This is a genomic window from Syntrophotalea carbinolica DSM 2380 (assembly GCF_000012885.1).
GTDB classification, from domain to species: domain Bacteria; phylum Desulfobacterota; class Desulfuromonadia; order Desulfuromonadales; family Syntrophotaleaceae; genus Syntrophotalea; species Syntrophotalea carbinolica.
In genome coordinates, this window is the sequence record NC_007498.2 from 3551399 (window position 1) to 3577452 (window position 26054).

28 protein-coding genes are annotated in these 26054 nt (G+C 50.9%); 1 reads left to right on the plus strand and 27 read right to left on the minus strand.

Translation table 11 applies throughout. The features are described from left to right. Positions 1-106: 106 nt before the first annotated feature. The 24 genes from PCAR_RS16405 to PCAR_RS16530 all read right to left on the minus strand — a co-directional run bounded on the left by PCAR_RS16405 (position 107) and on the right by PCAR_RS16530 (position 21715). Positions 107-574: a hypothetical protein gene (locus PCAR_RS16405; protein WP_011342827.1), complete on the minus strand. Its 468-nt coding sequence runs from the start codon at positions 572-574 to the stop codon at positions 107-109. 126 nt (positions 575-700) lie between these two features. Beyond that, on the minus strand, positions 701-1294 hold the full coding sequence (locus PCAR_RS16410) for a hypothetical protein (RefSeq protein WP_011342828.1): 594 nt from the start codon (positions 1292-1294) through the stop codon (positions 701-703). Between the two features lie 84 nt (positions 1295-1378). Next, complete coding sequence (locus PCAR_RS16415) at positions 1379-1867, minus strand: DUF2321 domain-containing protein (RefSeq protein WP_011342829.1); 489 nt, start codon at positions 1865-1867, stop codon at positions 1379-1381. A gap of 82 nt (positions 1868-1949) precedes the next feature. Further along, the gene (locus PCAR_RS16420; RefSeq protein ID WP_011342830.1) at positions 1950-2429 is read right to left on the minus strand and encodes a GIY-YIG nuclease family protein; all 480 of its coding nucleotides are present in this window, start codon (positions 2427-2429) and stop codon (positions 1950-1952) included. A 667-nt stretch (positions 2430-3096) separates the two neighbouring features. After that, positions 3097-3489: a hypothetical protein gene (locus PCAR_RS16425; protein ID WP_011342832.1), complete on the minus strand. Its 393-nt coding sequence runs from the start codon at positions 3487-3489 to the stop codon at positions 3097-3099. Positions 3490-4088: 599 nt separating this feature from the next. After that, complete coding sequence (locus PCAR_RS16430; RefSeq protein WP_011342834.1) at positions 4089-4511, minus strand: hypothetical protein; 423 nt, start codon at positions 4509-4511, stop codon at positions 4089-4091. Positions 4512-4661: 150 nt separating this feature from the next. Continuing rightward, complete coding sequence (locus tag PCAR_RS16435) at positions 4662-5012, minus strand: hypothetical protein (RefSeq protein ID WP_011342835.1); 351 nt, start codon at positions 5010-5012, stop codon at positions 4662-4664. An 85-nt stretch (positions 5013-5097) separates the two neighbouring features. Next, positions 5098-5346, minus strand: coding sequence for a hypothetical protein (locus PCAR_RS16440; RefSeq protein WP_011342836.1), 249 nt, complete (start codon positions 5344-5346; stop codon positions 5098-5100). 461 nt (positions 5347-5807) lie between these two features. After that, on the minus strand, positions 5808-6485 hold the full coding sequence (locus PCAR_RS16445) for a DUF1847 domain-containing protein (protein ID WP_011342837.1): 678 nt from the start codon (positions 6483-6485) through the stop codon (positions 5808-5810). A gap of 78 nt (positions 6486-6563) precedes the next feature. Then, positions 6564-6863, minus strand: a complete 300-nt coding sequence (locus PCAR_RS16450) for a hypothetical protein (protein ID WP_011342838.1) — start codon at positions 6861-6863, stop codon at positions 6564-6566. Between the two features lie 186 nt (positions 6864-7049). Beyond that, on the minus strand, positions 7050-8153 hold the full coding sequence (locus tag PCAR_RS16455) for a putative bifunctional diguanylate cyclase/phosphodiesterase (protein WP_011342839.1): 1104 nt from the start codon (positions 8151-8153) through the stop codon (positions 7050-7052). Between the two features lie 53 nt (positions 8154-8206). Beyond that, complete coding sequence (locus tag PCAR_RS16460) at positions 8207-8953, minus strand: SAM-dependent methyltransferase (RefSeq protein WP_011342840.1); 747 nt, start codon at positions 8951-8953, stop codon at positions 8207-8209. A 72-nt stretch (positions 8954-9025) separates the two neighbouring features. Then, positions 9026-9466 (minus strand): VOC family protein, encoded by a 441-nt coding sequence (locus PCAR_RS16465; RefSeq protein WP_011342841.1) that lies wholly within the window; start codon positions 9464-9466, stop codon positions 9026-9028. Positions 9467-9594: 128 nt separating this feature from the next. After that, entirely contained in the window at positions 9595-10233 is a 639-nt protein-coding gene (locus tag PCAR_RS16470) for a hypothetical protein (RefSeq protein WP_148204373.1), read from the minus strand. A gap of 33 nt (positions 10234-10266) precedes the next feature. Continuing rightward, positions 10267-10947: an REP-associated tyrosine transposase gene (locus PCAR_RS16475; RefSeq protein ID WP_011342843.1), complete on the minus strand. Its 681-nt coding sequence runs from the start codon at positions 10945-10947 to the stop codon at positions 10267-10269. Positions 10948-11040: 93 nt separating this feature from the next. Beyond that, positions 11041-11409 (minus strand): hypothetical protein, encoded by a 369-nt coding sequence (locus tag PCAR_RS16480; RefSeq protein ID WP_011342844.1) that lies wholly within the window; start codon positions 11407-11409, stop codon positions 11041-11043. A gap of 108 nt (positions 11410-11517) precedes the next feature. After that, positions 11518-11967, minus strand: coding sequence for a hypothetical protein (locus PCAR_RS16485; protein ID WP_011342845.1), 450 nt, complete (start codon positions 11965-11967; stop codon positions 11518-11520). A 212-nt stretch (positions 11968-12179) separates the two neighbouring features. Continuing rightward, entirely contained in the window at positions 12180-13730 is a 1551-nt protein-coding gene (locus PCAR_RS16490; RefSeq protein WP_011341110.1) for a transposase, read from the minus strand. An 826-nt stretch (positions 13731-14556) separates the two neighbouring features. After that, positions 14557-15234: a DUF1847 domain-containing protein gene (locus tag PCAR_RS16500; protein ID WP_011342846.1), complete on the minus strand. Its 678-nt coding sequence runs from the start codon at positions 15232-15234 to the stop codon at positions 14557-14559. A 78-nt stretch (positions 15235-15312) separates the two neighbouring features. Next, positions 15313-15612: a hypothetical protein gene (locus PCAR_RS16505; RefSeq protein ID WP_011342847.1), complete on the minus strand. Its 300-nt coding sequence runs from the start codon at positions 15610-15612 to the stop codon at positions 15313-15315. A gap of 186 nt (positions 15613-15798) precedes the next feature. Next, a complete protein-coding gene (locus PCAR_RS16510; protein WP_011342848.1) occupies positions 15799-18342 on the minus strand; it encodes a sensor domain-containing protein in 2544 nt (847 codons plus the stop codon). 498 nt (positions 18343-18840) lie between these two features. Continuing rightward, positions 18841-19950 carry an iron ABC transporter substrate-binding protein gene (locus PCAR_RS16520; RefSeq protein WP_011342849.1) on the minus strand — a complete coding sequence of 370 codons (1110 nt, stop codon included), beginning with the start codon at positions 19948-19950 and terminating at the stop codon, positions 18841-18843. 14 nt (positions 19951-19964) lie between these two features. Further along, positions 19965-20717 (minus strand): ABC transporter ATP-binding protein, encoded by a 753-nt coding sequence (locus tag PCAR_RS16525; RefSeq protein WP_011342850.1) that lies wholly within the window; start codon positions 20715-20717, stop codon positions 19965-19967. Further along, positions 20714-21715, minus strand: coding sequence for a FecCD family ABC transporter permease (locus PCAR_RS16530; RefSeq protein WP_041531432.1), 1002 nt, complete (start codon positions 21713-21715; stop codon positions 20714-20716). Before PCAR_RS16530 ends, PCAR_RS16525 begins: the two co-directional genes overlap by 4 nt. 418 nt (positions 21716-22133) lie before the next feature. Here PCAR_RS16530 and PCAR_RS18520 point away from each other — a divergent pair, with 418 nt between their 5' ends. Then, positions 22134-22379 (plus strand): zinc ribbon domain-containing protein, encoded by a 246-nt coding sequence (locus PCAR_RS18520; protein WP_011342853.1) that lies wholly within the window; start codon positions 22134-22136, stop codon positions 22377-22379. A gap of 226 nt (positions 22380-22605) precedes the next feature. On the opposite strand, the gene PCAR_RS16535 is transcribed toward PCAR_RS18520, so the two are convergent. From PCAR_RS16535 to hemB, 3 genes are read right to left on the minus strand one after another with little or no spacing between them, the layout of a single operon-like run. Continuing rightward, positions 22606-23889, minus strand: a complete 1284-nt coding sequence (locus tag PCAR_RS16535) for a M16 family metallopeptidase (RefSeq protein WP_011342854.1) — start codon at positions 23887-23889, stop codon at positions 22606-22608. 49 nt (positions 23890-23938) lie between these two features. Continuing rightward, complete coding sequence (locus PCAR_RS16540) at positions 23939-24613, minus strand: DUF2270 domain-containing protein (protein ID WP_011342855.1); 675 nt, start codon at positions 24611-24613, stop codon at positions 23939-23941. Positions 24614-24635: 22 nt separating this feature from the next. Continuing rightward, the gene (gene hemB, locus PCAR_RS16545; RefSeq protein ID WP_011342856.1) at positions 24636-25613 is read right to left on the minus strand and encodes a porphobilinogen synthase; all 978 of its coding nucleotides are present in this window, start codon (positions 25611-25613) and stop codon (positions 24636-24638) included. Between the last annotated feature and the right edge of the window lie 441 nt (positions 25614-26054).

A 26054-nucleotide genomic window follows, 5' to 3' on the forward strand; every position in this document is an offset into this window, starting at 1 on the left:
CAACGGTTTTGATAAGCCGCGGCGCAGAGACAATTCGAGATTGTAGAAAGCTTTACGAAACCCGCAGCGCTGTCACCCGTCGGCTTGATTTTATTGTTAGGCATATTTACTTGCCGTTTTTAACACGCTCCCACTCTCTTTTTAGAACAATCTGAGATTGATCAACAATACGCTGACCTACTGTCTCAAACTCAGACGCGCTGGCCTGCTTCTTGTTAATTGATTCAATTAGTTTTTTATCTGCGATTTTAATTAAACGAATTATCTCTTGATGGTCTGCTTCATTGGGGTTGATGAGGAGCTTTATTACTTGGAATTTCTCTGCAAATCTTCCGTATTCTGCGATAGCTTCGTTTGTGGAAACTGATCCGTTAGCGTGGGCGTTTGGTAAATGATGAACAATACCAACCAACGTTGCCAATTCATCACGAAGCCGATTAATCCAAGTTTGCCGATTTGCTGATACAACAGAGGCATTGATCTGATTTTTGGCAACAAAGATGCTTACTAACGGTCCAACTATAACTGCAACCAAGGCAGTGACAGCACTTACTACGGCTGGTTCAAAACTCATGACTTCTCCCGATGCCTAACGGCTTGGATAACCGGAGGCGACGCGAACTTGCGAGTACCACCGCAATATTCAAATATTTGCAGAGCTATTTTCCGTCCGCGTTAATTACATTGTTAGGCGAATCCATCAACTTGGACTGCTTGCGAGGTAGGTACGCCCTAGGGCTGTGATGTTCCAAGCAGTCGTCCTGCGTGACGTAACTATTTGAGCCACCATATCTTTATCTTCTAAGCCCGCCATGAGTTGGCGAACGGAGGAAACCGAAATGCCCAGATTTTGCGCAAGTCCAGTCGCAGTTCTAAAAGTAAAAGGACTGTCTTCAATAGCCTGTAAAGCACTTCTTTCTATCTCAGAAATACGAACCCAGGAGAATTCACTAACTGGTTGATTGGATAGATCCTCTGGGTCGACCTCTGTTTCTTTAACCTCCATGGCTTCAACCTTTCGGACCGTATCGCGAAGCTTTGCGGAAAAACCGATTCCACTAAACTCTGAAAATCTTTCAAGTTTCAGGAATGCCATGCAAACAGCTGAAAAACCGGCAAAAATTCCCATTTCGGCAGCTTTCCCCAAAAGGGCTAAGATAAGTAGAAACACAAATGAAATTGGAACTAACAATGCGAATAGCTCGTCATTTGAAGCAGAAAGCCGCCACATTTTACCGACTATGTGCGTTAAGCTATTAGCGCCATTCGATTGCGGTTGTTGGTCTTCCGCCATGGGACGGTCCTTTCAGAATTTCTGCCTAACGTTGCTCTTCAGCGGGCGCGGCCTTTTGCGATCCGCTGCAAGAGCCTGGTTATGTCATGCCCCGAACATTGACTTCTTTACTGTTTCACTTACGACATCGACCAGAATCGTTTTCATACCCTCGTAGGCGTCAGCCCCGGCTTTCTTGATGATCTTCTTGAAGCGCGTTTCGGCCACCACCGTTTTTGGCCCATCCTTAACAAGATCGGGAAGGCTTGATTTCAATTTTTCTTTTTCATCAGTCGTCAATCCGTCCAACTCATCTGCTAATTCGGCCGCTGCTTCAAGACGAATTGCGGTCCACGGATAAGGGCTTCCGCAGTTGAAGCAGTATGAAGGGGCGTGAAAGTTGGAAAAACTGATAACTCCTGGCACATGGTAATGACCACGTATGTTGCTCCCGCACGACGGACAAGCAGTTATTGTTTCTTCCCCACAGTCAGAACAGTACTTCTGATTTGACTGCGGATAATCCTTTGCCATCGAGTTAATCACATGCCCGTTAATGCAGATTTGGGCAACATCATAATAGCTATCGCTCATCAAACCTCCTTCGCAAAAAACATAACGGTAAGTTGAGGGGCGCGCGATCACGCGCGTCCCTTCAAACGCCTGGTTGTGTGATTTATTTTATTGTTTTTATGATATAACCTTTTTTCTGTTCAAAGCATTTACCATCCGATTTTCTGATAAATACGTTGTTGTTAGTTGAACAATGTGCCACCCTATGTCCATCTCCAATTCCATGAGTATGGCGAATACCACAGAATGGACAATTCTCTGCCTTTGAATCTACAGCTTCTCTTTTTAATACGAGATATTCAGTCTGGCCTATAAACTCAGTATCAGGCTCAACTGTTGATAGGGTTTTGAGATATTCCCAGACAGCAGCATTATTATAAAACCATTCGCCATTAGACCTAATTCTGTGCCTTGAAAGGTTTTTGTGTATTTTATTTTCTAAATCAGAACTACCTTCAAAAGACATGACAAGATTTAGCTCTTGAGAGTTGCCCACTTGTAATGTCTTTATTCTTCCTTCGATGTCGGCGGCAAATCCAATTTTTAATGGTCCATTTTCACCTTCTTCAATTATGTAGATCATGATTTCTTTTACACACAACGACTTGGGTCAGCGGACGGCGCGCGGACAGTGGCGCCGCACTGACCCAAACGAAAACAGCCGCAGGTTTTCCGTCCGCTGGACTCGATGGTTAGGGTAAATTAGCGCCACTCGCGCACCGAAGGTACCTGGGAGTGAGCGAGGTGTCGCGCAAATATGCCGGTTTACCGCTGAATTGTTGTGGCTCAGGGCTGACCTGAACCAGATACTCAGGGTATCTGTCAAACGGGCAGTTAACACACTCGCGGGCCTCAAGAAGAGTGATTTTGGTACCAGGCTGAATTGAGAGAACAAATGTCACCTCAGGACCGCTGAAGCCTGGGTTCCATATGGAGATCGCGTCAGTCTCCTTATTGCGCCCCAGCTTAAACGTGTATCCGTGGGCCCTAATAGGTGTGACTACCTCACACACTTGACCAATACGTTCTTTATAGGGGGAAACGGAAGATACATCGCGATAAATAGCACTACAGCCGGCAAGGGGGATGGCGACCCAAATAAACACTGTAGTGACAAGTTTGCAAAATCGCATCTATGCACCCTAACGATTGAGGTCACCGGCGGCGTCGAAACGGGCCGGCCCAGTAGAGAACTAAACGAGAACCGCCCCTGTCTAACCCGTCCGAGTGCAGCGACTGGTTGTGCAACCCTACTGGCAGTGCTCAAGAAGCCAATTGATCTCTTTAAGTTCAGAAAGTGAAGCGGTTTTTGCCATTTTGACCAGTTGTTCTTTGACGCCAATCGGGTCACTTTCGGCCAGGTCCATCAAAACAGCGGTAAAGCTATCGTTGTCATGCCCCTCTTCGTAGTTTTTCTGTAATGCTGCCAATAAATCCGGAAGGGCTTTCGCGCCCGCAAGGTCAATAATTGGCTCTGATAAAAGCTCCCGCACCCAGAAACCGCACGATTCAGACTTGATGGTCTGCAACAAAAGCTGCAAATCCTCTTCGGTAGCGGACGCCTTGAGTTGCTCAAACGCTATCAATTGAGCATTAACGTCATGACCGTTAATCAAAAAATCAATAATTTCTTGGATGCTCATAGTCTTGCTGCACAACGTAAAGGTCACCGGCGGCGACGGGACGTTCCGGCCTCGTAGAGACCTAAACGGGAACCGCCGCTCTCTACCCCGTCCGAGTGCAGCGTGTGGTTAGCAGCCGTCCCGGGTACGGTACGGGCATATGGGTTACACTCTTCGTGGGGTTCTGATGTCGCCATAGCCACAAACACATGACCCATCTGGCTTGATAGATATAATGTTATTTTCCAAATTGAGTAAAAGGCTTTATACATATTGTTTTTCTAATTACCGTATTTTGTTTTCATGAATGTGTAAAATTCATAGACTAAAACAAAAACACCACAAGCAATCCAGAACCAGCCGACCCATTTAAAAACGGGCTGATTATATTGTAGACTCCATCCGGTTTTTTTATAGTAAGAACCTGATAGTATTAACATCACTCCCAAGAGTACTCTTGAATTGTATTTTTTTACGAGCTCGCCCATTCAAATAATACCCCAGCTAACGATTTTTGTAACCGGCTGCATCGATATGACTCAAAATACTAAAAAAGTTTTCGTGAATTGCCCCTATATCAACAGTCCGGTTGACTTTTTTGTTATGGCATGCCTCTTAAATTAGTTTTTTATACCTAATTCAGTTGCCATGGCTGCGATTGCAAGTGTTCGATACTCTTCGAATTCTACATTCGGGGTATTTTCAATTGAGATAGGTGCTCTCATTGCTTCATCAACTTTATTGAATGTCTCTTGTGAGAAAAAGGCTCGAACCATTCCGCGGGCGCGTTCTTTTAAGACAATGGTCTCTGGCCTGAACTCAACAATTCGCGTTAGGCCTTTATACTCTTTTTTGCTTGATTGAAGGCCAGCATCCAAGGCATCTGTCTCAAGTGAACCTAGAGCAGTCAGCGCATCCTCAAAAATCTTCATTTTGATTTCTGCTCTTTTTTGTGATTTCCATATTATCTTGTGTTGCAACCAAGAAAGCACTAATGGAGATAGCAAGCCCGACAATATGCCAGCAATAATCGCATCTCTCATATGATTACCTCAATTTTCGTAAACCATAACGGTTTTGATAACCGGCGGCGACGCGAACTTGCGTGTACCACCAAAGTATTCGAATATCTGCGCTGCAATTCCCCGTCCGGTTGATTGAATTAATATGCTTTTTTATAGATAAAATTAATATTATTTATTTAGGTCGATACCAGCTGCGAATGCACGTATTTTAACAAAGTACATTTTTTCACTTAGTAATAAGAGCTCACCATTTGCTTCTTCAAAATCTTTTTCGAGACTTGAGAATACAGCGTCTAGCTCTGCTCTTGTTTCTGCAGTTTTTAGTTTATTGTATATATATTCCTTGTCGTTAAGCTGAATAATTTTCATCATTACCTGAGTTGATTCATTTTCTAGATTTCTGTAATGCTGAATTGCTATTTTAGTAGCCTCCTCATTTGTTAAGTTTTCAGCGTTTACTATGCTGCTTGTTGACATAATAAGAATGAATATTACACAGATTTTTTTCAAGAATGACATATTGTCCTCATTTTTCTCGACCTGCATTGGGGAGATACACGTCGGGATCTGGATTTAAAGTTTCAACTTAATGTTTATATAATTGTTAGTTGTCATTTTTGCTTGTAAATAAACCTCCTGCGAAACCAAATACTGCGAAAAGGACATTGGCCATAACGTCACCTTGCAATTTTCCCGTAGCATAAAGAAGACTGGAAATGGTTAAAACAAGAAGGATTAGTAGTGTGCTGGTGGTAAAACGGCCAAAGCCCTCTGTTTTCGTTTTGAAAAATCCCCAGATAGAACCTGTGCCAACAACAAAGATAGCTATCATTAATAAATATTCTCTACTCATCGTAAAGACCCCATTTCATTTGGAAGCATAACATTGTGGTTAAGTGGAAAACTTTCCAGCATAACACCCTTATAGCAGGCAAAATTTTCCACTTATTGCATTATTAAAGGGGTAAAAGTGGAAAATTGCCCCTGGTATTTTCCATGTGCTTTTAGTAAGCGTACTCTAATTACAGTAGGGCCCCAAAACCACTACCCGTATCCTAATCAAGCCACATCCACCAAACTACCGACTTCTGAAAAAACAAAAAAAGCCGCCCAGCGATTTTGTTTCAGCTGAGCGGCTCTAGTTATCTGCTGTCGGTATGATGGTGCCCCGGCATGTCCCTTAGCCGCAGAAAAACAAAAGGCACTTCATAAATACCTACAAATACAACAGTTTGTCAAATATTCTAATGTTTATACGAGTCTCTCAACTCCCTTCCATGTATGGATATCAGACCATGAATCCCGATTCCTGTATTACTTCAGAGATCGGTAATAGCTATCCACATTGTAGATGGCCGCAAGGGGATTGTGGCCGAGCACACGGTCTTTGACGGCCAGCACGGTGCAGGGGGCTTCGGCGTATTTCAAGAACAGGGAATCATGTCCCACGCACAGCCCCAACAACACGTTGAAATCGGTTTTGCCCTCGTTCAAAATCATGGCTTGCATAATGGGATTGCACATGATCTCGGCACCCTTGGGATCGACCTGTTGTTCTTTGCTCAGACCGATGCACTCTTTGGAGATCCCGCCGACCTTGCAGATGGCCGAAACCACCTCGAAACCTCGGGAGGATAGGAGCTTCTCCACCACCTGGGCCTCTTTTCTCAACCCCATGCAAAAGGCCAGGCCGAGGCGTTTGTAGCCCATCTTGGCGGCAAACTCCATGATCTCTTCGATACGGGTTTTTGAACCCCGGACGGCTGCATGACCAAGCTCGCGATTGATGTATCCGTCCGCTTCCTGGATGGAGGCTTGTTTGGCGAAGTTGCTGATAGCCGGGTCATCGTTGTATTGCTTCAGGCTCTCCTGCGCCAGATCGGGCATATTCAAAGTCGGGCAGAATGCCGGAGCCTTGCCATCTTTGTTCCGACAGATCCGGTCGGAAGATTCATAGGGGCAGCTGGCGCAACGGGGATCTTTATCAGTCATGAAAGTTTCCTTTTACGGTTTCTTACCAGAGGCTGTTTCAGCCGTTGTTACTCACTACAGGGAATCGGTCGGTTCAGGCTACGTCGGGCAATCGCAGGCCCCACAGGTGCAGACCCTTAAGCCGCAGGTCTCACAGGGGGGATTTTTGGGATCGCGACCGTCGATGGTGGCACCGCAGGCGCTGCACTTGTAACGGAAAAAAGCAAAGCCGCAGTTGCGGCAGACCCGCTTGTAGGGGTTGCCCTCCACGGGAACGATATGGATCGATTCACAGATCAGGCAGATGGAGGCCATCTCCGGGCAATTCCGAATCCCGTCCAGGTTTTTGCGGTAATGTTTGTAGAGTTTCTTGGCTGTGTCTCTGTCAAGAGGCTCCATGTCTGTTCTCCCGGCGGCAAAGAGGGTTTAGTCAAGGATAAGTATTCATGAAGAATACATAAACAGCTCGGCTAACAACAGTTAAAAAGGCAGGTTCCAGGGATATCCGTCGACAAAGCGCCCAATTCTTTTCATTTCGCGTAGCGGGTTCCGGGATCGACGGCAGTCAGAGACTGATGAGGACTTTCAAAGCGACAGGGTTGTCATCAAGACGTCGAAAGGCTGGGGCTTGCCGAAAAGATAGCCCTGGGCAAGGCCACAACCCAGTTTTTGCAGAGAGGCCGACTCGGATACGGTCTCCACGCCTTCCGCCACAATCTGCATTTCGAGGTTGGTTCCCAGGGCGATGAAGACCTTGACCAGGCCGACCTTGCAGGGGTCGGTGTCGATATGGTTGATAAACAAGCGGTCTATTTTAAGGACGTCGATGGGAAATCGGGAGAGATAATTCAAGGCCGAATACCCGGTACCGAAATCATCGATGGCGATGGTGATGCCGAGAGCGCGCAGGGCTTCGAGAGTGTTCGCTACCTGGGGGTTGTCCTCGATCATCAGGCTTTCGGTGATCTCGCACTCCAGCCATTCCCCCCGACAGCCGGTGGTTTTCAAAATGGCCTCGATGGTAGCCGCCAGATCATTCTGCAGAAACTGCCGGCAGGAGAGGTTGACCGCAACCTTGAACGAGGCCGCAACATCCCGGTTGAAATCAACCGCCGCCTGGCAGGCGGTTTTCAATACCCATTCGCCGATTTCGACAATCAGGCCGGTCTCCTCGGCAATGGAGATGAAGCGATCCGGCGTCAACATGCCCAGCACGGGATGCCACCAACGCAGCAAAGCCTCCACGCCGACAACCCGCCCATCCTTCAGTTGAACCTTGGGCTGGTAGTAAAGCTGCAGTTCATGGTTGGCACAGGCATAACGCAGTGCGGCGCCAAGGGACAACCGCTCGGTGACATGGAGGGTGAGTTCGTGATCGTAGCACTGGAAATTGTTGCGCCCCTTGTGCTTGGCGCTGTACATGGCGGTATCGGCGTAGGTGAACAACTCGTCGAGATTGGCGCTGTCATGGGGGAAGAAGGCGATGCCGATGCTGCCGGAGATGAACAGTTCCTGAGATTCGATGAAAAAAGGCTGGGCCAGTGTGCTGAGAATCAGAGCCGCGACCTGGCCGGCCTCATCACTGCCTTGGCTCTCAGCCAGTAGAATGGCGAATTCATCCCCACCCATGCGCGCAATGGTATCGCATTCGCTGACACAGTGGGACAGGCGCGCGAAAACTAGGGACACTCCCCTGTTTTCCCAGGGTGTCAGGTCTCACACAAACTACTCGTCATCGCGCTTCACCGCGGCATCAGCGCGAACACGCCCCAGCCCAAATACTCGCGCGTATAAGTGGCATAGCGTTCCGGTTCCGTAGTCAGTTGGGCTCGGACATCTCTCGCAAGCTCATCGTCGGGATTGGCTTCAAGCCATCGACGCATCGTGAGCCATTTAGCCGCCTCGTATCTATCCCAGCCATCCTGATTAGCCAGAACCATTTCAACGACATCGTAGCCAAGACGACCGAAAGACACGATAAATTCAGGAAGCAGGAGAAAGTCAGAGATGGAGTTGGCAAGACACCCCTTGGCAACCTCTTCCGTTGGCGGCAACTGCCGCCAGTAGGGCTCACCGATGAGAATGATTCCGCCAGTGCGCAGGCTCTGTGCCAGAAGCTCAATCGTGCCGGCAACTCCCCCGGCGATCCAAGTGGCGCCCACACAGGCCGCCACATCGACTTTCTCGTCAGAGACATAGCCTGCTGCATCGTCATGGATGAACTTGACTTGTTCGGCCACGCCAAGTTCTTCGGCTCGGAGTCTGGCCTGCTCACTGAACAATTGGCTCATATCGACACCGGTACCAATGACGCCATAATCGCGTGCCCAAGTACACAGCATCTCACCGGAGCCGCTTCCGAGATCAAGCACTCGGGCCCCCGATTCCAGACGCAGCGCCGCACCAAGAGTGGCGAACTTATCGGCTGTGAACGGGTTGTGGATGCGGTGAGCGCTCTCGGTAATATTGAATATCCGTGGAATGTCCATTGTGAAAATTTCCTAGTGAATTCGGCAAAGACCTAACGAGTGAATTCAGCGGGCGCGGTACGCGATGATTGGTTATACGCTTTCTGACAGCTTCATATTTCCATTGTCGTCAAATTCAAACATCGGCCCCCAAGCAACTTCCCAATAGTAACCATCAAGATCAGAGAAGTAGCCACTGAAACCACCCCAGAATGTATCTTGTGCTTCTTTTACTATCTGGGCGCCAGCTGCTTTAGCGCGTTCCATTATGGCAACGACTTCGTCTTTGCTTTGAGCATTGTGGGCTAACGTAATTCCGCTGAACGCATTGCGTGTAGTAGGGACATCGGGAGAAATGTCTGCAGCGAGTTTGTCCAGTGGGTAAAGTGCCAACCACACACCAGGAAGTTCGATAAAAGTTATGGCATCCGATGAAGTATTAGGGGAGGTATTCAATACTTGTTTGTAGAATTCAGTTGCCTGAATTAGGTTATTTACGCCAAGAGAGACCATTGTGATTCTAGGTATTTTCATTTGCACACCTTTTTGTAACATAACGTTGAGAGAACCGGGCGCGTGGCTCAGGTAAAACCAGCAGCGAGCTTTTCGAGAAGCGCGCCGAGTTAATCGCTCCGGTTCATCGGTTGGTTATATTTTCTCACCTACCAATTGATGATTAATGGCAAATCTGGGCGAAAGTCTCTAGATAAACCAATAACGCCATTATCCAACGTCACCACCACTAAATGCTCACTGCCGCACTCTATTTGAAGTCTATCTGCCGTTTGGGCTATGCGTAGTGTTTCTGAAATGTCGCCTAGTGGGACAGATACTTGAACATTACTAATAAACTTAAATTTCCCGATTTCTTCCTTTCTACTAACCGGGCCAATGAAAGGCACGTAAATGCATAAGGGTTCTTCTAAGATTTCAGAATTATTTCCAACATGAAGTGCATGTGGTGGCTCAAAATAAGCGGGTTGATATTTCCAACCGCTAAATGGCGTGCTCATACTTGAATCATTTGTTCGAGTTAGAATTACTCCAAACGGTGAAGCGCTCTTTTTTTGAACCCTTTCAGGGAATCTCAGATTTCTAGCCGGACCGTTATCAGCCTCTTCACTATCACGCACGTATAGTATTTCGATCATCCCATTGGAAAATTCAAAGCGTCGATTTGAAGTGCCTTGACCCTTATGGTCCCGACTGAAGCTTTCATTTAGGCCCATAGAGACTAAAAGATCGCCAGCTTCTTTTGGATTGTCTGTAAGTATAAAAAAGTGGTCTAGCTCTAGATTCACCAATGAGTTCCTCTCGAGGAAAAACTAGAAAAACTAGGGACACTCCCCTGTTTTCTTTCTTGGCCTTCCGGGTTTTTGCGCCTTCAAGGTTTTATTCAGTCTTAATTCCATTTTGGAGATAAAGGCTTCTGATCCGTAAGGCCGTCCTGTACATGTAGCTTTACGCAACATGTTGTCCGCCTGATCATCCTCTTGCAACATAAATTCAGCATAACGCGCCCGGTCTTCAAGAGGCAGCCAACAATACTCTGCCAGCAGATCTTCATCCGAGCCTTTTATATGGGCCTTGGCACTGGACCAACGATAGTTTTCTGCCCGATTGGTCATCCCGGCTTTTAACGGATTTTTTTCAATATACCGCGCCACCCTCCAAAGATACGCATCGTCTTCAACGATGCACGAAAAAAAGCGGTTCTGCCATACGCGACCGCTTTGTTTCAATTTCCGATTCAAGTACTGGGTATAGACCTGATTTGTCAGTCCGATCCCACGAGACAGTGAATCTTCTTTTTCAGGAACCACCAGCAAATGGACATGGTTGTCCATCAGGCAGTAGGCCCATATATGTAGAGAGTGTCGTGTAGAGTATTTTTTGAGTTGGTTCAGATATCTCAGGCGATCTTCATCATCGAAAAAGGTCGTCGAGCGATTATTGCCACGTTGGGTTACATGGTGCGGGTATCCAGGGGCGACTATGCGAGCTATTCGAGGCATAGAGCCAGAGTATAAGAAAGAAACTTAAGAGGCAATTAATTTTTTGAAATATGGGGAGTGTCCCTATTTGTTCCGGTTGATTTTATCCTTAAATTACTTTTCACCAACAGGCAATGCTACTGGAATTGAGAACCTCAATTTACTGCTCATGTTGCTCTCATCAGCGTGACCGCCATCTTTTCCAAGTTTGATTCCTACTACATTGACTCCTATGCCTTCTTTACCGTCTTTTTTTGTTGTACTGGAAACAGCAATGTCAAAATTTACTAAATGGACAGGGCGCCTGTAATCAGCACTCTCATCTTTTTTCAGTAAAAAGCCGTAAACATCGACTTTCTTGTCAGTGGGATGTACATCTTTTGGATTTACTATTGTGCCAAAAGATGAAAGTTCAGAGTTTGATTCTGAAATTGCTTCGGATATATCCTTTATTGTTTCCTTAATAAAATCTTTAAGATCCATATAAGGCTCCAGAAAATTTAACGACTTAGCTCAGGGGCAGCGTAAAGCAGAGCGAGGAACGAGCGACGCTTTTTGCTGGCCCCTGGACCTACTTGTTATGAGCAGTCTCTACCGGCTTTGTGTTTGATTATTGATATACTCGATTAGAAATTCTCGTTTATCTTTTTTGAATTTGGCAAGAGCTTCAGCTGCCTGTTCCAATTCCTTCACAAAATCTTCCAGATCATCTTCAATATCTTCGATTTCGCACTCAATATCTTCCTTCTCCTCACCTTCGGCTTTCTTGAGATTGCTCTTAAGCTCTTTTAAAAGTCGCTTTGCTTCAGCAATTTCTTCCTTTTTATCTAAGCATTCTTCTCTTAACCCCTGCTCATGGTCTTTGATTTCCTCAGAAAGATAGCCAGCATGTTCTGTGAGTTCATCTTTTTCGAGATAGCCGATTTCTTTCATAAATTGTTTAAAAATTCGCTTGGCTTCAGATGTATTGACTGGCTCACCGACAGGTGTAATCATTTCATTCTTAAGTAGTGGGTACTTCTTTTTGAAGAATCCGAACATTACTTGTTTCCTCTCGGTTTTTTTGCGCATAACGAGCCTGTAGAAAAACCATTTTGACTGAACCTGTTTTCCGTCAATCTATTCTTCTCGGCCCCGATTCCTATTTTAAGTTCTCTTCGGTTTCCTTCGCCTTATTCTCTCTAAAACGACTCCACAAACCGTACAAAGAAGAAGCTTTTACTCCATCTAGACCCGGATTTCCCGCTTTTACCCTACAAAGTCCATCCATACCGATGAATCTTGCCGATATTGTGGAGCATTGTCATCAATTTCCATTGCCCATCGACTTTGGTGCGACCACGCAGGGAAAACCGTCGCAGCCCAAGCGTTTCGCGCAGATTGCCAAAGACAGGTTCGACGATGCCCAGGCGTTGCCCGTAAATGTGGCGACCGAACACGGAATCGATCTTCTGTTTCATCCGCTCGATGATGCCGATCTTGGGACTCGATAGCGTCTCCAGCAGCACGTTGACCTGGCGGGCTCCTTTTTGGCGGATGTCTCGCAAGCATTGGCTCCGCTTTGCACAGCGATCACAATCAGCCTGATAGCCCATGAATTGCATGAATAAACGCTCGCCGATCTTGGCTTTGGCGCACTTGAGCCACAGAGGGTTACCGGCCGGACAGGCGCAGGTCTTGTTGGCAAGATCGACCTGAAAGTCGCTGACGCTGAAGCGTTTTTTTGGGTGGCTCTTTGACGCACCGGAGTCTTGGGGCTTGTGACGTGACGCGGTCTTGAAACGGGGATCGCGGGAGCGAAAACCAGGATCGGCGATATAGCCGTCTATGCCTTCTGCTTCCAGATGCTCCAGAGTCTGTCCGCTATGAAAACCACTATCGGCCAGGATTTTGGCCTCGCTAAGAATCTCGTCACCACAGTTATGATAGTTACCGTTGAAGGCCTTGCGGATGCCCTCAAGCATCGGTTCGAGCAACCCATGCTCCTGTCCCGTACCGAAGGCTTCGGCATGCACCACCACCTGATGCTCGGCATCGACCGCGGCGACGCCAGTGTAGCCCTGAAGCACGCCGTGGCTGGTCTTCATCTTGGCGCTGTCGTTGTCGGTGATGTTGCTTTTCACTTCCTTGCCGCGACGACCCTGGCGTTTTTTGTTTTCGGTCAGGAACTTCTTGATCTTACGACTGGCCTTGGTCAGAGTCTCTTTCTGCTTTTCCTCCCGCTGCCGCATGGTCGGATCGGGCGGCCCCTTTTTATCTTCTTCGCGGTGCTTGTTGAGCAGAAAGCGTACGGCCCGGTCGATCTTCTTGGCTTTCTTTTTCAAATCGTCGTGGGTGCCGCTCCACTCCTTGGAGGCGTTCGATGGCATCTTGCAACCGTCGACGGCGAACATCTCATGACCAATCAGCCCCAGGGCATCGCAAACCATCAGCACCTGATGAAACAGATCGGCAATCTGTTTGGCAGACCCGGAGATGAAGTCGGCAATGGTGGTGAAATGCGGACGGCTGTCGGCGGACAGGGCCATAAAGATCACGTTTTCACGGCACAGTGCTTCGATCTTGCGACTGCTAGTAACCCCGCGCGAATAGGCCAGCAGCACAATCTTCAGCAGAATGGCCGGATCGTAGGCGGGACGGCCGGCTTCGTCGTTGTTGAATTTACTGTTGAAAATACTCAGGTCGAGTTCGTTGTCGACCAGGTAGTGCAGGGAATACTCGAAGGTGCCGGGCAGGATCTGCTGTTCGAAATCCACCGGCAACATAACGGTTTGCTTGTAGTCGTAGGGTTTGAAACGAGCCATGAGAAAAACCCCTTTAGCATTTCATGAATTTTTTCGCATTCTAACACGTTTTTGGGTTTTCCTACAGCCTCAACGGTAGTGATAACCGGCTGCGACGTGCCGATCCAATTTAGTAGAGACCTTTTCGAGAATCGCCCCTGGGTCACCAGTCCGGTTAATCAATTGGTTAGAAAACCTCTTCTTATCTCCAGATGAAAGTCCCATTAGTAGCAAAATACGTGTAGAGCAATGCGCCTATAATAAAAAAGAAAAGCAGCAAAATCAGCTTTTGATCTCTTGGGGAAATTTTTCTTTTTATGTCTTCTTTGAAGATTCTCCAGGTCACTGCCCAACTAAAAAATATGATCGTCGTTACAATGATTGACACAGAGTATTTCATTTTTCTCTTTAGTTTCTAACATTGTGGTTAAGTGGAAAACTTCCCAGCATAACACCCTTATAGCAGGCAAAATTTTCCACTTATTGCATTATTAAAGGGGTAAAAGTGGAAAATTGCCCCTGGTATTTTCCATGTGCTGTTAGTAAGTGCACTCTAATTACAGTTGGGCCTCAAAACCACTACCCGTATCCAAAACAAGCCGCATCCACCAAACTATCGACTTCTAAAAACCAAAAAAAACCGCCCAGCTATTTTGTTTCAGCTGAGCGGCTTTGGTTATCTGTTGTCGGTATGATGGTGCCCCGGCATGTCCATAGTCCGCCGAAAACAAAAAGCCCTTCATAAATACCGACAAATACAACAGTTTGTCAAATATTCTAATGTGTATACGAGTCTCTCAAATCCTGTCCATGGCTGGTTATCAGATCATGAATCCAGATTCCTGTATTACTTCAGAGATCGGTAATAGCTATCCACATTGTAGATGGCCGCAAGGGGATTGTGGCCGAGCACCCGGTCTTTGACGGCCAGCACGGTGCAGGGGGCTTCGGCATACTTCAGGAACAGGGAATCATGCCCCACACACAGACCCAGCAACACGTTGAAATCGGTTTTGCCCTCGTTCAAAATCATGGCCTGCATAATGGGATTGCACATGACCTCGGTTCCCTTGGGATCGACCTGCTGTTCTTTGCTCAGACCGATGCACTCTTTGGAGATCCCGCCGACCTTGCAGATGGCCGAAACCACCTCGAAACCTCGGGAGGATAAGAGTTTCTCCACCACCTGGGCCTCTTTTCTCAACCCCATGCAAAAGGCCAGACCGAGGCGCTTGTAGCCCATCTTGGCGGCAAACTCCATGATCTCTTCCATGCGGGTTTTTGAACCCCGAACAGCTGCATGACCAAGCTCGCGATTGATGTATCCGTCCGCTTCCTGGATGGAGGCTTGTTTGGCGAAGTTGCTGACAGCCGGGTCATCGTTGTATTGCTTCAGGCTCTCCTGCGCCAGATCGGGCATATTCAAAGTCGGGCAGAATACCGGAGCCTTGCCGTTTTTATCCCGGCAGATCCGGTCGGAGGCTTCATAGGGGCAGCTGGCGCAACGGGGATCTTTATCAGTCATGAAAGGTTCCTTTTACGGTTTCTTACCAGAGGCTGTTTCAGCCGTTGTTACTCACTACATGGAAGCGGTCGGTTCAGGCTACGTCGGGCAATCGCAGGCCCCACAGGTACAGACCCTTAAGCCGCAGGTCTCACAGGGGGGATTTTTAGGATCGCGACCGTCGATGGTGGCACCGCAGGCGCTGCACTGGTAACGGAAAAAAGCAAAGCCGCAGTTGCGGCAGACCAGCTTATAGGGGTTGCCCTCCATGGGAACGATATGGATTGATTCGCAGATCAGGCAGATGGAGGCCATTTCCGGGCAATTTCGGATGCCGTCCCGGTTTTTACGGTAATGTTTGTACAGTTTCTTGGCTGTGTCTCTGTCAAGAGGCTCCATTTCTGTTCTCCCGGCGGCAAAGAGGGTTTAGTCAAGGATAAGTATTCATGAAGAATACATAAACAGCTTGGCTAACAACAGTTAAAAAGGCAGGTTCCAGGGATATCCGTCGACAAAGCGCCCCATTCTTTTCATTTTGCGCAGCGGGTTCCGGGATCGACGGCAGACAGAGACTGATGATGACATTCAAAGCGACAGCGTTGCCATCAGGGCTTTAAAAGGCTGGGGCTTGCCGAAAAGATAGCCCTGGGCGAGGCCACAACCCAGTTTTTGCAGAGAGGCCGACTCGGATACGGTCTCCACACCTTCCGCCACAATCTGCATTTCGAGGTTGGTTCCCAGGGCGATGAAGACCTTGACCAGGCCGACCTTGCAGGGGTCGGTGTCGATATGGTTGATAAACGAGCGGTCTATTTTGAGGACGTCGATGGGAAACCGGGAGAGATAATTCAAGGCCGAATAACCGGTACCGAAATCATCGATGGCGATGGTGATGCCGAGAGAGCGCAGGGCTTCGAGAGTCTTCGCTACCTGGGGGTTGTCCTCGATCATCAGGCTTTCGGTGATCTCGCACTCCAGCCATTCCCCCCGACAGCCGGTGGTTTTCAGAATGGCCTCGATGGTAGCGGCCAGATCATTCTGCAGAAACTGCCGGCAGGAGAGGTTGACCGCCACCTTGAACGGGGCGGTGGCATTCCGGTTGAAATCAACCGCCGCCTGGCAGGCGGTTTTCAATACCCATTCGCCGATTTCGACGATCAGGCCGGTCTCCTCGGCAATGGAGATGAAGCGATCCGGCGTCAACATGCCCAGCACGGGATGCCACCAGCGCAGCAAAGCCTCCACACCGACAACCCGACCATCCTTCAGTTGAACCTTGGGCTGATAATAAAGCTGCAGTTCATGGTTGACACAGGCATAGCGCAGCGAAGCGCCAAGGGACAACTTCGCGGAGACATGGCGGGTGAGTTCCTGGTCGTAGCACTGGAAATTGTTGCGTCCCTTGTGCTTGGCGCTGTACATGGCGGTATCGGCGTAGGTGAATAACTCGTCAAGATTGGCACTATCATGGGGAAAGAAAGCGATGCCGATGCTGCCGGAGATGAACAGTTCCTGAGATTCGATGAAAAAAGGCTGGGCCAGTGTGCTGAGAATCAGATCCGCGACCTGGCCGGCCTCATCGCTGCCTCGGCTCTCAGCCAGTAGAATGGCGAACTCATCCCCGCCCATGCGGGCAATGGTATCGCATTCGTTGACACAGTGGGACAGGCGCGCGGTCACCTGACGCAGCAGCTCATCCCCGCAGTTATGGCCCAGGGAGTCATTGACATCTTTGAAATGATCGAGATCCAACATCAGCAGAGCAAAGGGACAGTCGGTACTTTTCGCTTCGGCGGCAGCCTCTTTAAAACGCTTTTCAAACAAGGCCCGATTCGGCAGCCCGGTCAGCATATCGGTAAACGCCAGGTGTTGCGCCAGTTCCCGCTGCTCGACCAGCTCGGTGATATCGCGAACGATGCCCATAACGGATTTAACGGTTGCATCCTCGGCAAATTCCGGCTCAAAACGCGCGTGAAACCAGCCGAGCGTACCGTCAGGCAGGGGATACTGAACCTCGGTCACTTGCTGGAGGCCGGTTTGGAAAGTCTTTTCAAGAGCATCCTGATAAGCCGTCATATCCACAGGCGCATGGTTTTCAAAGGGCTTACCGAGCAGAGTTGCTTTATCCTGACCGAGCAGACGCTCAAGAACCGGATTGATATACAGACGACGCAATTGGCGGTCATAGCGCACGATGGCATCGGGGGCATTCTCGGCCAGGCTGCGAAAGTCCTGTTCCCTGGCAAGCAAAGCTTTATTGGCCTCGCAGCGTTCCGTGATGTCCCGACAGAGGCAAAAAACATGTTTTCTATCGCCCACCATCATGGGCAGACTGTTCACCTCCACATTCCGCAGAGTGCCGTCTTTGCGTTTCATGATGGTTTCAAAGAAGTATTCTTCGTAGGAAACCTGAGAGGAGAATGCTCTCGATTCTATTTGCGCACGACTGCGGCATGCGTCCCATTCCCAGGGGTGCATACCCAGCATCTCCCCCGGTTCATAGCCGAGCATCTCAGCAAAAGCGGGATTGACATCGAGAACCTTTAGGGTTTCCCCATCAATAACAGCGATGCCCCCCTTGCTGCGTTCCATCAGCAACTGCCACAGGGTGAGTTCCTGTTGCAGTCTCTGCTGTTGGAGCTTTTGTTGGCTGATATCTTTGACGACACAAAAAACAAAGAGCTTGTCCAACCATTGGATTTTGGTGGCACTGATCTCCACATCCAGAATCTGCCCGTCTTTACGCCGATGCCGGGTTTCGAACCGCTGATTCGAAAAACCGGTATTTGCAATGATCAATCGGAGTTCGTCCTTGGACCACTGGGCATCCCAATCCCAGACATGCAAGCGACGAAGTTCTTCCATGCTGTAGCCGAGCATTTCGGCGAAGGCCGCATTGGCCTCGACGACACCGCCGGATGCACCATCCATAATGACGATGCCATCGATGGAAGACTCCATAAAAGCCAGATGCAGCGCGCCAGTTTCTTGGAAGGTCCCTTCAGAGACACCTGATCCGGCAAAATCACGCGCACAAATCGGACATTCAAACGACCCGGTGGGCACCTGGGATGTGTGAGGGGCGGGTTCTTCGGGACGCAAGGACTTTTTGGCAGGAGAATCACTCATGGAATAGCGTTCGTTCTTTTTGTCCGGGTCAAACAACTGACGGAAAAACACGCATCGGCGCAACAAACCGGCCTACAGTCGCACGGTTCCAGCAACCTTCTTCTGCCAACGGCGTGCCAAGTCCATATTCCTGACTCTGTACGCCTATGTCTTCAAGGAAGAAAAAGTATTTGAAGCAAAAATCGATGTCATAAAGCGTCAGGATACCTTTCTTCGCCTTGGAGAGGAAGGGCATTCTTGCCCAAGGGGTTATCTTCCATCAGGCATTGCGATTGCCGTGGATCCTCTCGTTGCATTTTCCGTGTACCAGACACCGTGGTGGGACAAGACCGTGGCGGGGCAAATATGGGTACCACGGAAGAGTTCATCCAAGCTTAAATATTGCGATATGCCAGAGTGATGATTACCGGACACAATCCGTTTTTGAATAAAAGACAATCCTGTTCATCTGAGTCCCCCTTATCCAAAGGGATAGTTATGTAGACTGCATGGCCGAACTCATAGGGGAGATGTTTTCAAAAAGGGCGCTGTTTGGCCGATGGGTCCGTAATCCTTTTGCATGCTTGCATATACGGGTTTCCCAACCAGAAAGGTGTAAATTTCATCCGCCTTGTGCTGAGAATCGATATCCTTAAATGGTTTTTCGTATAGGATTTTCCCGATCGCATAGGCGTCGGCCAGGGCCGTACCGATGTTGGTCGTGTACCAGTTGAACGGATGCAGCGTATATACCCGGCGGGTCGAAAATGCTTTCAAGGCATGGTAAAATTCCGGCTTTTTGCGATAATCCTCCCGCACACGACTCAATCCGCCGCCGTCGATAAAGACAACCTCCGGATTCAGCTTCAACAGTATCTCCTTGTCCATGGCCACATGGCTGCCGATGCGGGCTGTTACCTTCTTTGCAACGTTATCCGCCCCCACCCAGTCAAACGGAATATAGCGTTGTTCCGTGCTTTCGATGCCATGGGCGCCGCGATAACCGATACCACCGATATAGACGGTCGGTTTTGTATCCTCGGGAATATCCCTGGTGCGCATGCGCAGATCCTCGCGCAGGGATTCGATATAGGAGACAACTTCTTCGGCGCGCTTTTCGCGGTTCAGGATCTTCCCCGCAATGCGCATGGCATCGTAAACCGCTTCATCGAAGGTCGCCAAGGCGCCATAATTCAACACGATCAGTGGGATGTTCAGGGTTCGCTGCACCTCATCCGCCAGGGACGCATCCATGTAGGTGGCGAATATCACCTGAGGCCTTACGGCGAGCAGGGCTTCAAGGTCCGGTTTCTTGTTAATGCCGGCAGGACCGCCCGGGCCGCAACGCGGCAGCATGGAAAGTTCCGGGTGGGCAATCCAGTATGGCCTGCCGCCGGGGTTCATCTTTTCCATATCTTCCACGCCGGCAATTTTCGATGCAGCCTGCAGATACACCATCAATCGCAAGGCGCCGGGTCCGATACAAACAATCCTCTCTGGATCAAAAGGGACGGTCACCTGCCGCCCGGCCATATCGGTAACCCTTAGCGTCCGAGCGGCCATGCAGTGGGAAGACAGAACCAGAAAACCGGCAAGGATACCTAACATCATCATATATGTTCTCTTCATGTGTTTCTCCTCGCTTACATCGGCACAACCACGGTATGACCGGCGAATTCCCGAAGAGCCACCCTGACACCATAAACCTGCCAAATCATCTCCGAATCGAGATCCTCCCTGGTCGATACCGCATGGACGCTCTGTTCTTTCAGGAAAACGAATCTGTCCGCAAAGCGCAAGGCGATATTCAAATCGTGGATGGCAACCACCGCCGACAAGTTTTGGGTTTCAACAATGCGGCAAATCAGCTCCATCACTTCGAGCTGGTTTTTCAAATCGAGATTGCTGGTCGGTTCGTCCAGCAGTAGAACGGCAGGCGACTGGGCGAGCGCCCGGGCGATGATCACCTTCTGGAGTTCGCCGCCGCTCAGATCGCTGACCGACCGCATGGCCAGATCCGAGATCCCCATCTGCGTAATGATGTCTTCCACCAAGGCGTAATCCTCTGCGCCAAGCGACCAGCGAATGTGCGGTTTGCGCCCCATGAGCACCGCCTCGAAAACCGACAGCCGCGTTTCCGGGTGACGCTGCGGGACATATCCCACGCGTCGAGCCACATTGTTCTGGCTCATGCGCAACAGGTCGTCTCCATCCACAAGCACCGATCCCCGATGGGGTGTAAGGATACGATTCAGGCACTTGAGCAACGTGGACTTTCCCGCACCGTTAACGCCCAGAACACACATGACCTGTCCCCGGTCCAGGGAAAAACTCACATCCGACAACACCGGATGGCTGTTATAGGAAAAATCGACATTGGCCACCGTCAGCTTCATCGGCACCCCCGAACGAGCAGATAGAGAAAGAGCGGCGCCCCCAGAAACGAGGTGATAACGCCCACCGGCAGAGCTCCTGAACCGATGACTAACCGGCCCACCGTGTCAGCCGTCAGCAGCAGCAATGCGCCCAAAACCGAAGAGAAGGGGATCAACAGACGATGATCATCGCCCACAAGACGCCGGGCCATATGGGGCGCAATCAAGCCGATAAAGGCGATGACACCGTGAAAAGCGGTTGCCATGGCGGATACCAGTGCTGCCGCCACCATGCCGGACACCCGGATGCTCCCGATATTCACCCCCAGCCCTTTGGCCGTCTCTTCCCCCGAGGCCAGAGCGTTGAGGTCCCATCGAATGGCCATCAGGTAAAGGGATGCGAGCAAAACCACGCCGGTCATGATCCCGATTTCCATCCAGTTGGAACGAGCCACATCGCCGAACGCCCAGAAAACGACCATGGCCAATTCGGTTTCCGTCGCCAGATATTGGATCAGAATAGTTGCCGATACAAACAAGGATGACAGGGCCACCCCCGCCAGAATGACAGCTTCGGAGGAAAGACGCTTCAATCCCGATAAAACAAGCACAACCAGGGTCGCCGCCATAGCCCCGATAAAGGCAAAGGTGGTCACCGAGAACATCCCGGAGCCCCAAAAGACGATAGCTGCCGCCGCCCCGAAGGCCGCCCCTTGGCTGATGCCGAGTGTTGACGGTGAACCCAGCGGGTTTTTAAGCAGGGACTGGATGCTCAGGCCCGACAACGAAAGCCCCCATCCGCACACGATGGCGGCAATCACCCGCGGCAATCGTATATTGGTAATCACCACACCGGTGGCAGCGTCGGCGGTGCCCGTCAACGCGCTGAATACACCCTTGATCGGGATAGGGTAAGCACCCCGCGAAACCGCAAAAACGGCACCGACAAGCATCGTCCCGATCAACAGGGAGAGCAGAAGAAGCTTGCGGCGGAAATGCTCCAGATAAGCGGAGGTCATAGCTCCGGAAGGGGCCGCGTGTAACCTTTTATCCGACATCGTCTTTGAAAATTTGTTCAATGGGGTTCAGTCCTATCCTCTAAAAACGCAAGCAGTTTTCACATGCCTATGCGACCCCCCCTGACGAAAATTGATTCGGCGCATATAAGGGCGATGGGGTTTCTGCAATAGTGAGACGTAATCCGGAAGCGATGCCCGTTCGATTTTTCCATACCGCATATTAGGCCTCTCTATAAAGCCTTACAAGGTCTTATTTGTTTTACCGGAATCCACATAAAAAAGGGGCGCTATAATTTGCAGGTCAGCTCTGGAATACGTTGCCGCTTTTGTAATACAATAAGGCCAACTCTTGCCTCGGCGCGCAAAGATGGGTCGTTTGCAGGGATCTTGAATTGAAGATCATCAAGGGGAGGTATGTATGCTTCGAAGAATATGCAAGATATGTGGTCACGAAACTATCCCGGAGTTAACCCCCGAGGGTACCAAATTTCATTGTAAAACCTGTAACGACTACCCCATATATGACGAGTTCGACATGGAGCCCCACTGTCCTGAATGTGGGGAGCTACTCGAGGTGCACGTCAAATGCGGCACCGGGTTTTTCTGCAACCGATGCCGCTCTCTGAAATCCAGAAAGAATATCGTCTGGAAGGAAAAACCCTAGTCACTTTTCCAGAGAAAAGGATATGAGATTCTGCGAAACTATGGCGAAAAGACCCACCCCAAAAACAGGGTGGGTCTTTTTCTGTTTTGGAAGGCTGCCCTTTTATTCATCAAAAGGCATCGTGATCATAAATCCGCCACGGTAACGCCTGAAGTCATTTGTCTTTCTCTGCGGACGCCGGGTACCCGGCGGTTAATCTGCTTATGGCCTAAAGGGGATGCTTCGCTCACCCCTTGTACCCCGCCAGCAGCTTTTCCACCTCTTTACGCTGCCGTGCGCTGAAGGGACCGACAAACGCCACGGCCAGAGCTTTAGGATCAAACAGTTGCGCGGCGACTTCACGAACCTGGGCAGCGGTGAGGGCCTGCACCTGGCGGCATTCCTCCGCCAGAGTCAGGGGATAGTCGACCAGTTCGCCCCAGCCGAAACGGCCGGCCCGGGTGTCGGCCTGGTCGAGGCTGAATTCCTGTTCGTAGACAAACGCGCGCACCACCCGCTGCAGTTCCTCTTCGCCGGCGGGGTTGCAGCGCAGATCGTCCAACATCTTCAGGAGCTCCTGCAGGGCCTGCAGCAGGCTGGCCGGAGCGACAGCCAGGTCGATGGAAAACGCACCGCAGTCGTCGTACAGGCCGAGATTGGCTTCGGCATGGTAGGTGAGTCCGAGCTGCTCCCGCAGCCGCACCATCAGCCGCGCGCTGCTGCCGGACAGGATGCGCCGCAGCAAACGCAACGCCGGAGTGCGCGGATCTTTGCGTCCGGGGACATTAAACGCCAGTTGCAGATGAATCTGCGAGGTGGCGTCCCGCGTCCAGACGGTAAGAGGACCCTCTGCTGCAGGCGGCGGCGCGGGTAGCGCCGTCGGCACGGGGTAGCTCACCCAGTCGCCAAAGGCGGCCTCGACGGCGGCCAGTGCCTGGGCGCGTGTAACGCGACCGGCGATAGCAACCACGATATTGCCCGGAGTGTACCAGGTTTCAAGATGTTGGCGCAGATCCTCGCGGGTCAGGCTCTGCACCGATTCGTGGGTACCGACGGTCGGCAGGCTCAGAGGATGCCCCGGCCAGATCAGGCGGCTGGTCAGATTGTCGGGATTGATCTCCTCACCGGCCTCGTTAAGATCTTCGAGAGCTTCCTCAATGATGATCCGGCGCTCGATATCGATGTCGTCCAGCAGCGGGCGACGCAGCAAAGACGCGAACAAGGCGGTACCTTCGGCCACATGCTCGGGATGCAACCGCGAATGGTAGCAGGTGGTTTCGCCGTCGGTAGCGGCATTGACGGTGCCACCGAGAGCCTCAAAGGCCGACTCCAGGGCCAGCCCCGTGGGGTAGTCTTGACTTCCGCGAAACAGCATATGTTCGAGAAAGTGGGAGATCCCGGCCTTATCGGCCTGTTCATGGCGACCGCCGACCCCGACGTGGCAAACCATCTCGACACTGTGCAGATGCGGCATTTCCACCGTAACCAGGCGCAAACCGTTGGCCAGGGTGTCCTTAAAATATTCAGTCATGCAAGTTACTTCCAGGGAATTGTGGTGTCAGGTAGGGCAAGAAGCAGCTTCAACCGCTCTGCCGGGGATAGATCAGGTCGCGACCGCCTTTGGCCTGGCGGCCGAGATAACGCAGATAAATAAGATGCGCAACAAACGCCGCCATAAACAGCAGGGTCCAGATGCCGGGCAGTTCGCCGATCGCCGCCTGCTGCAGGTACTGGCGCCAGGATCGCGCAATAAGCGGATGCAGTTTGATTTTCAGCAACCAGCCGGCCAGCAGCACCGCAAACAGGTAGATGTAATTGGCGTGGATGCGCTGACCGATGGCCTGCAGCGGTCCCATTTTGTAGCGCGGATGCAGCAGATCCTCGGCCAGATCGATACGCCAGGGCGCATCGGGCGAGAAATCGAGCCGCCCTTTGAGAAGGTTGGCAACAAACTCCTGATGCAACAGACGCACCCGGTATTCATAGGCGTCGTAAAAACGAAAGCGCCGCGCCTCGACGAACAACAGGATATACACCATGGCCAGACCGAATAAAAACGCGGCATGGGTGATTTCCGGATGACTGAAAGCGAATCCCAGAAACGCCGCGGTAGCGGCGACCGCCCAGTTGGTGGTGCGGTCGAGGCGTTCCCGCCAGGCCAGCGCCCGCGCCGATTCCGCCCGATAGTAATGAATCACTGCGGTAATGGTTTCGGTACGATTCAGAGATTTATCGTCGCGTGGCGTATCCGGCATGGTCGGTGCCATCCTCTGTTATTCAAGCATGGTTCAACAGCTTAGCCGCTTCCTTGGCGTGATAGGTAATGATCAGATCGGCTCCGGCACGCTTCATACCGGTCAGCAGTTCCAGCATCACCTTGTCATGGTCGACCCAGCCCTGCTGCGCCGCAGCCTTGAGCATGGCGAATTCCCCGGAGACGTTGTAAGCCACCAGCGGCAGATCGAAACGTTCCCGCAGATCGCGCAGGATGTCGAGATAGGCCATGGCCGGCTTGACGATGAGAAAATCGGCGTTTTCGTTCACATCGAGCTGGGCTTCGCGCAGGGCCTCGCGGCGGTTGGCCGGGTCCATCTGATAGGAACGCCGATCACCGAATTGAGGGGCCGACTCCGCCGCTTCGCGAAAGGGTCCGTAAAACGCGCTGGCGTACTTAACAGCATAACTCATGATCGGCAGATGGTCGAATCCTTCGCTATCGAGGGTGCGGCGGATGGCCGCCACCCGCCCGTCCATCATGTCGCTCGGCGCGATGATGTCAGCACCGGCACGAGCATGGGCCAGGGCCTGCAGGGACAACAGACGAAGCGTCGGATCGTTGACCACCTCCTCGTCACGGATCAGGCCGCAATGGCCGTGGTCGGTATATTCGCACATACAGACATCGGTAACCACAATCAACTCCGGCACCGCCGCCTTGATGGCACGGATGGAGCGGGGAATGATGCCGTCTTCGTTGGTGCCCTCGCTGCCCTCGGCGTCCTTATGATCCGGAATGCCGAACAGGATCACCGCAGGAATGCCGAGATCCCGGATCTCGCGGGCCTCCGCCGCCAACCGGTCCACGGACATCTGGCTGACGCCGGGCATGGAACTGATGGGATTGCAGACGTCGGTACCCTCGACGCAGAACAGCGGATAGATAAAGTCGTCCACCGCCAGCTGGGTCTCGCGAACCATGTTGCGCAAAATCGGAGTGCGGCGCGTGCGACGGGCCCGGTATTCGGGAAATTTCATGGGATACTCCTTTTATGCTTTAAAACTTTTCGTCTTTTTGGAAGATAAAACCTTTAATTTCAACACCGCGGGGTCGCGCCCCCGCACGGCGCATTACTCTTTTAATACGCCTCAAAAGAGTAATCAGAAAAGGGCGCCCCGATTCCTGGCCCGCCTGCGGCGGGTTCCCTGCGCTACGCAACCGTCGGGCGGGCGGACAAGATTCGCTACGCTCAGTCGTCCGCCTGTTTCGCCCGCCGCTCGCTTCGCTCCGGCTGCGTCATGAGGGGATTAACGGCACGGCCATAATAAAACAAATGAGCAAGGTCGATATCTGCAACAGCTACGCAGATAGCAGCGAAACCATTTCCGTTCCGCAAGTAAGACAGACGAAGATATTCATGGCTCTTAAGTGGCAGCAGCGGTGACCCGAAGCCCCGCCTCTGGCGAATCCAAGTCATG

What these genes read in the sequence shown, in the direction of transcription:
- PCAR_RS16540 (WP_011342855.1), bottom strand. Translation starts at nt 24,613, where the DNA reads ATGCCGGATACGCCACGCGACGATAAATCTCTGAATCGTACCGAAACC.
- PCAR_RS16535 (WP_011342854.1), bottom strand. Translation starts at nt 23,889, where the DNA reads ATGACTGAATATTTTAAGGACACCCTGGCCAACGGTTTGCGCCTGGTT.
- PCAR_RS16415 (WP_011342829.1), bottom strand. Translation starts at nt 1,867, where the DNA reads ATGAGCGATAGCTATTATGATGTTGCCCAAATCTGCATTAACGGGCAT.
- PCAR_RS16510 (WP_011342848.1), bottom strand. Translation starts at nt 18,342, where the DNA reads ATGAGTGATTCTCCTGCCAAAAAGTCCTTGCGTCCCGAAGAACCCGCC.
- PCAR_RS16420 (WP_011342830.1), bottom strand. Translation starts at nt 2,429, where the DNA reads ATGATCTACATAATTGAAGAAGGTGAAAATGGACCATTAAAAATTGGA.
- PCAR_RS16450 (WP_011342838.1), bottom strand. Translation starts at nt 6,863, where the DNA reads ATGGAGCCTCTTGACAGAGACACAGCCAAGAAACTCTACAAACATTAC.
- PCAR_RS16520 (WP_011342849.1), bottom strand. Translation starts at nt 19,950, where the DNA reads ATGAAGAGAACATATATGATGATGTTAGGTATCCTTGCCGGTTTTCTG.
- PCAR_RS16425 (WP_011342832.1), bottom strand. Translation starts at nt 3,489, where the DNA reads ATGAGCATCCAAGAAATTATTGATTTTTTGATTAACGGTCATGACGTT.
- PCAR_RS16440 (WP_011342836.1), bottom strand. Translation starts at nt 5,346, where the DNA reads ATGAGTAGAGAATATTTATTAATGATAGCTATCTTTGTTGTTGGCACA.
- PCAR_RS16530 (WP_041531432.1), bottom strand. Translation starts at nt 21,715, where the DNA reads ATGACCTCCGCTTATCTGGAGCATTTCCGCCGCAAGCTTCTTCTGCTC.
- PCAR_RS16480 (WP_011342844.1), bottom strand. Translation starts at nt 11,409, where the DNA reads ATGGATCTTAAAGATTTTATTAAGGAAACAATAAAGGATATATCCGAA.
- PCAR_RS16490 (WP_011341110.1), bottom strand. Translation starts at nt 13,730, where the DNA reads ATGGCTCGTTTCAAACCCTACGACTACAAGCAAACCGTTATGTTGCCG.
- PCAR_RS18520 (WP_011342853.1), top strand. Translation starts at nt 22,134, where the DNA reads ATGCTTCGAAGAATATGCAAGATATGTGGTCACGAAACTATCCCGGAG.
- PCAR_RS16405 (WP_011342827.1), bottom strand. Translation starts at nt 574, where the DNA reads ATGAGTTTTGAACCAGCCGTAGTAAGTGCTGTCACTGCCTTGGTTGCA.
- PCAR_RS16525 (WP_011342850.1), bottom strand. Translation starts at nt 20,717, where the DNA reads ATGAAGCTGACGGTGGCCAATGTCGATTTTTCCTATAACAGCCATCCG.
- PCAR_RS16475 (WP_011342843.1), bottom strand. Translation starts at nt 10,947, where the DNA reads ATGCCTCGAATAGCTCGCATAGTCGCCCCTGGATACCCGCACCATGTA.
- hemB (WP_011342856.1), bottom strand. Translation starts at nt 25,613, where the DNA reads ATGAAATTTCCCGAATACCGGGCCCGTCGCACGCGCCGCACTCCGATT.
- PCAR_RS16410 (WP_011342828.1), bottom strand. Translation starts at nt 1,294, where the DNA reads ATGGCGGAAGACCAACAACCGCAATCGAATGGCGCTAATAGCTTAACG.
- PCAR_RS16500 (WP_011342846.1), bottom strand. Translation starts at nt 15,234, where the DNA reads ATGACTGATAAAGATCCCCGTTGCGCCAGCTGCCCCTATGAAGCCTCC.
- PCAR_RS16465 (WP_011342841.1), bottom strand. Translation starts at nt 9,466, where the DNA reads ATGAAAATACCTAGAATCACAATGGTCTCTCTTGGCGTAAATAACCTA.
- PCAR_RS16445 (WP_011342837.1), bottom strand. Translation starts at nt 6,485, where the DNA reads ATGACTGATAAAGATCCCCGTTGCGCCAGCTGCCCCTATGAATCTTCC.
- PCAR_RS16485 (WP_011342845.1), bottom strand. Translation starts at nt 11,967, where the DNA reads ATGTTCGGATTCTTCAAAAAGAAGTACCCACTACTTAAGAATGAAATG.
- PCAR_RS16435 (WP_011342835.1), bottom strand. Translation starts at nt 5,012, where the DNA reads ATGTCATTCTTGAAAAAAATCTGTGTAATATTCATTCTTATTATGTCA.
- PCAR_RS16460 (WP_011342840.1), bottom strand. Translation starts at nt 8,953, where the DNA reads ATGGACATTCCACGGATATTCAATATTACCGAGAGCGCTCACCGCATC.
- PCAR_RS16430 (WP_011342834.1), bottom strand. Translation starts at nt 4,511, where the DNA reads ATGAGAGATGCGATTATTGCTGGCATATTGTCGGGCTTGCTATCTCCA.
- PCAR_RS16505 (WP_011342847.1), bottom strand. Translation starts at nt 15,612, where the DNA reads ATGGAGCCTCTTGACAGAGACACAGCCAAGAAACTGTACAAACATTAC.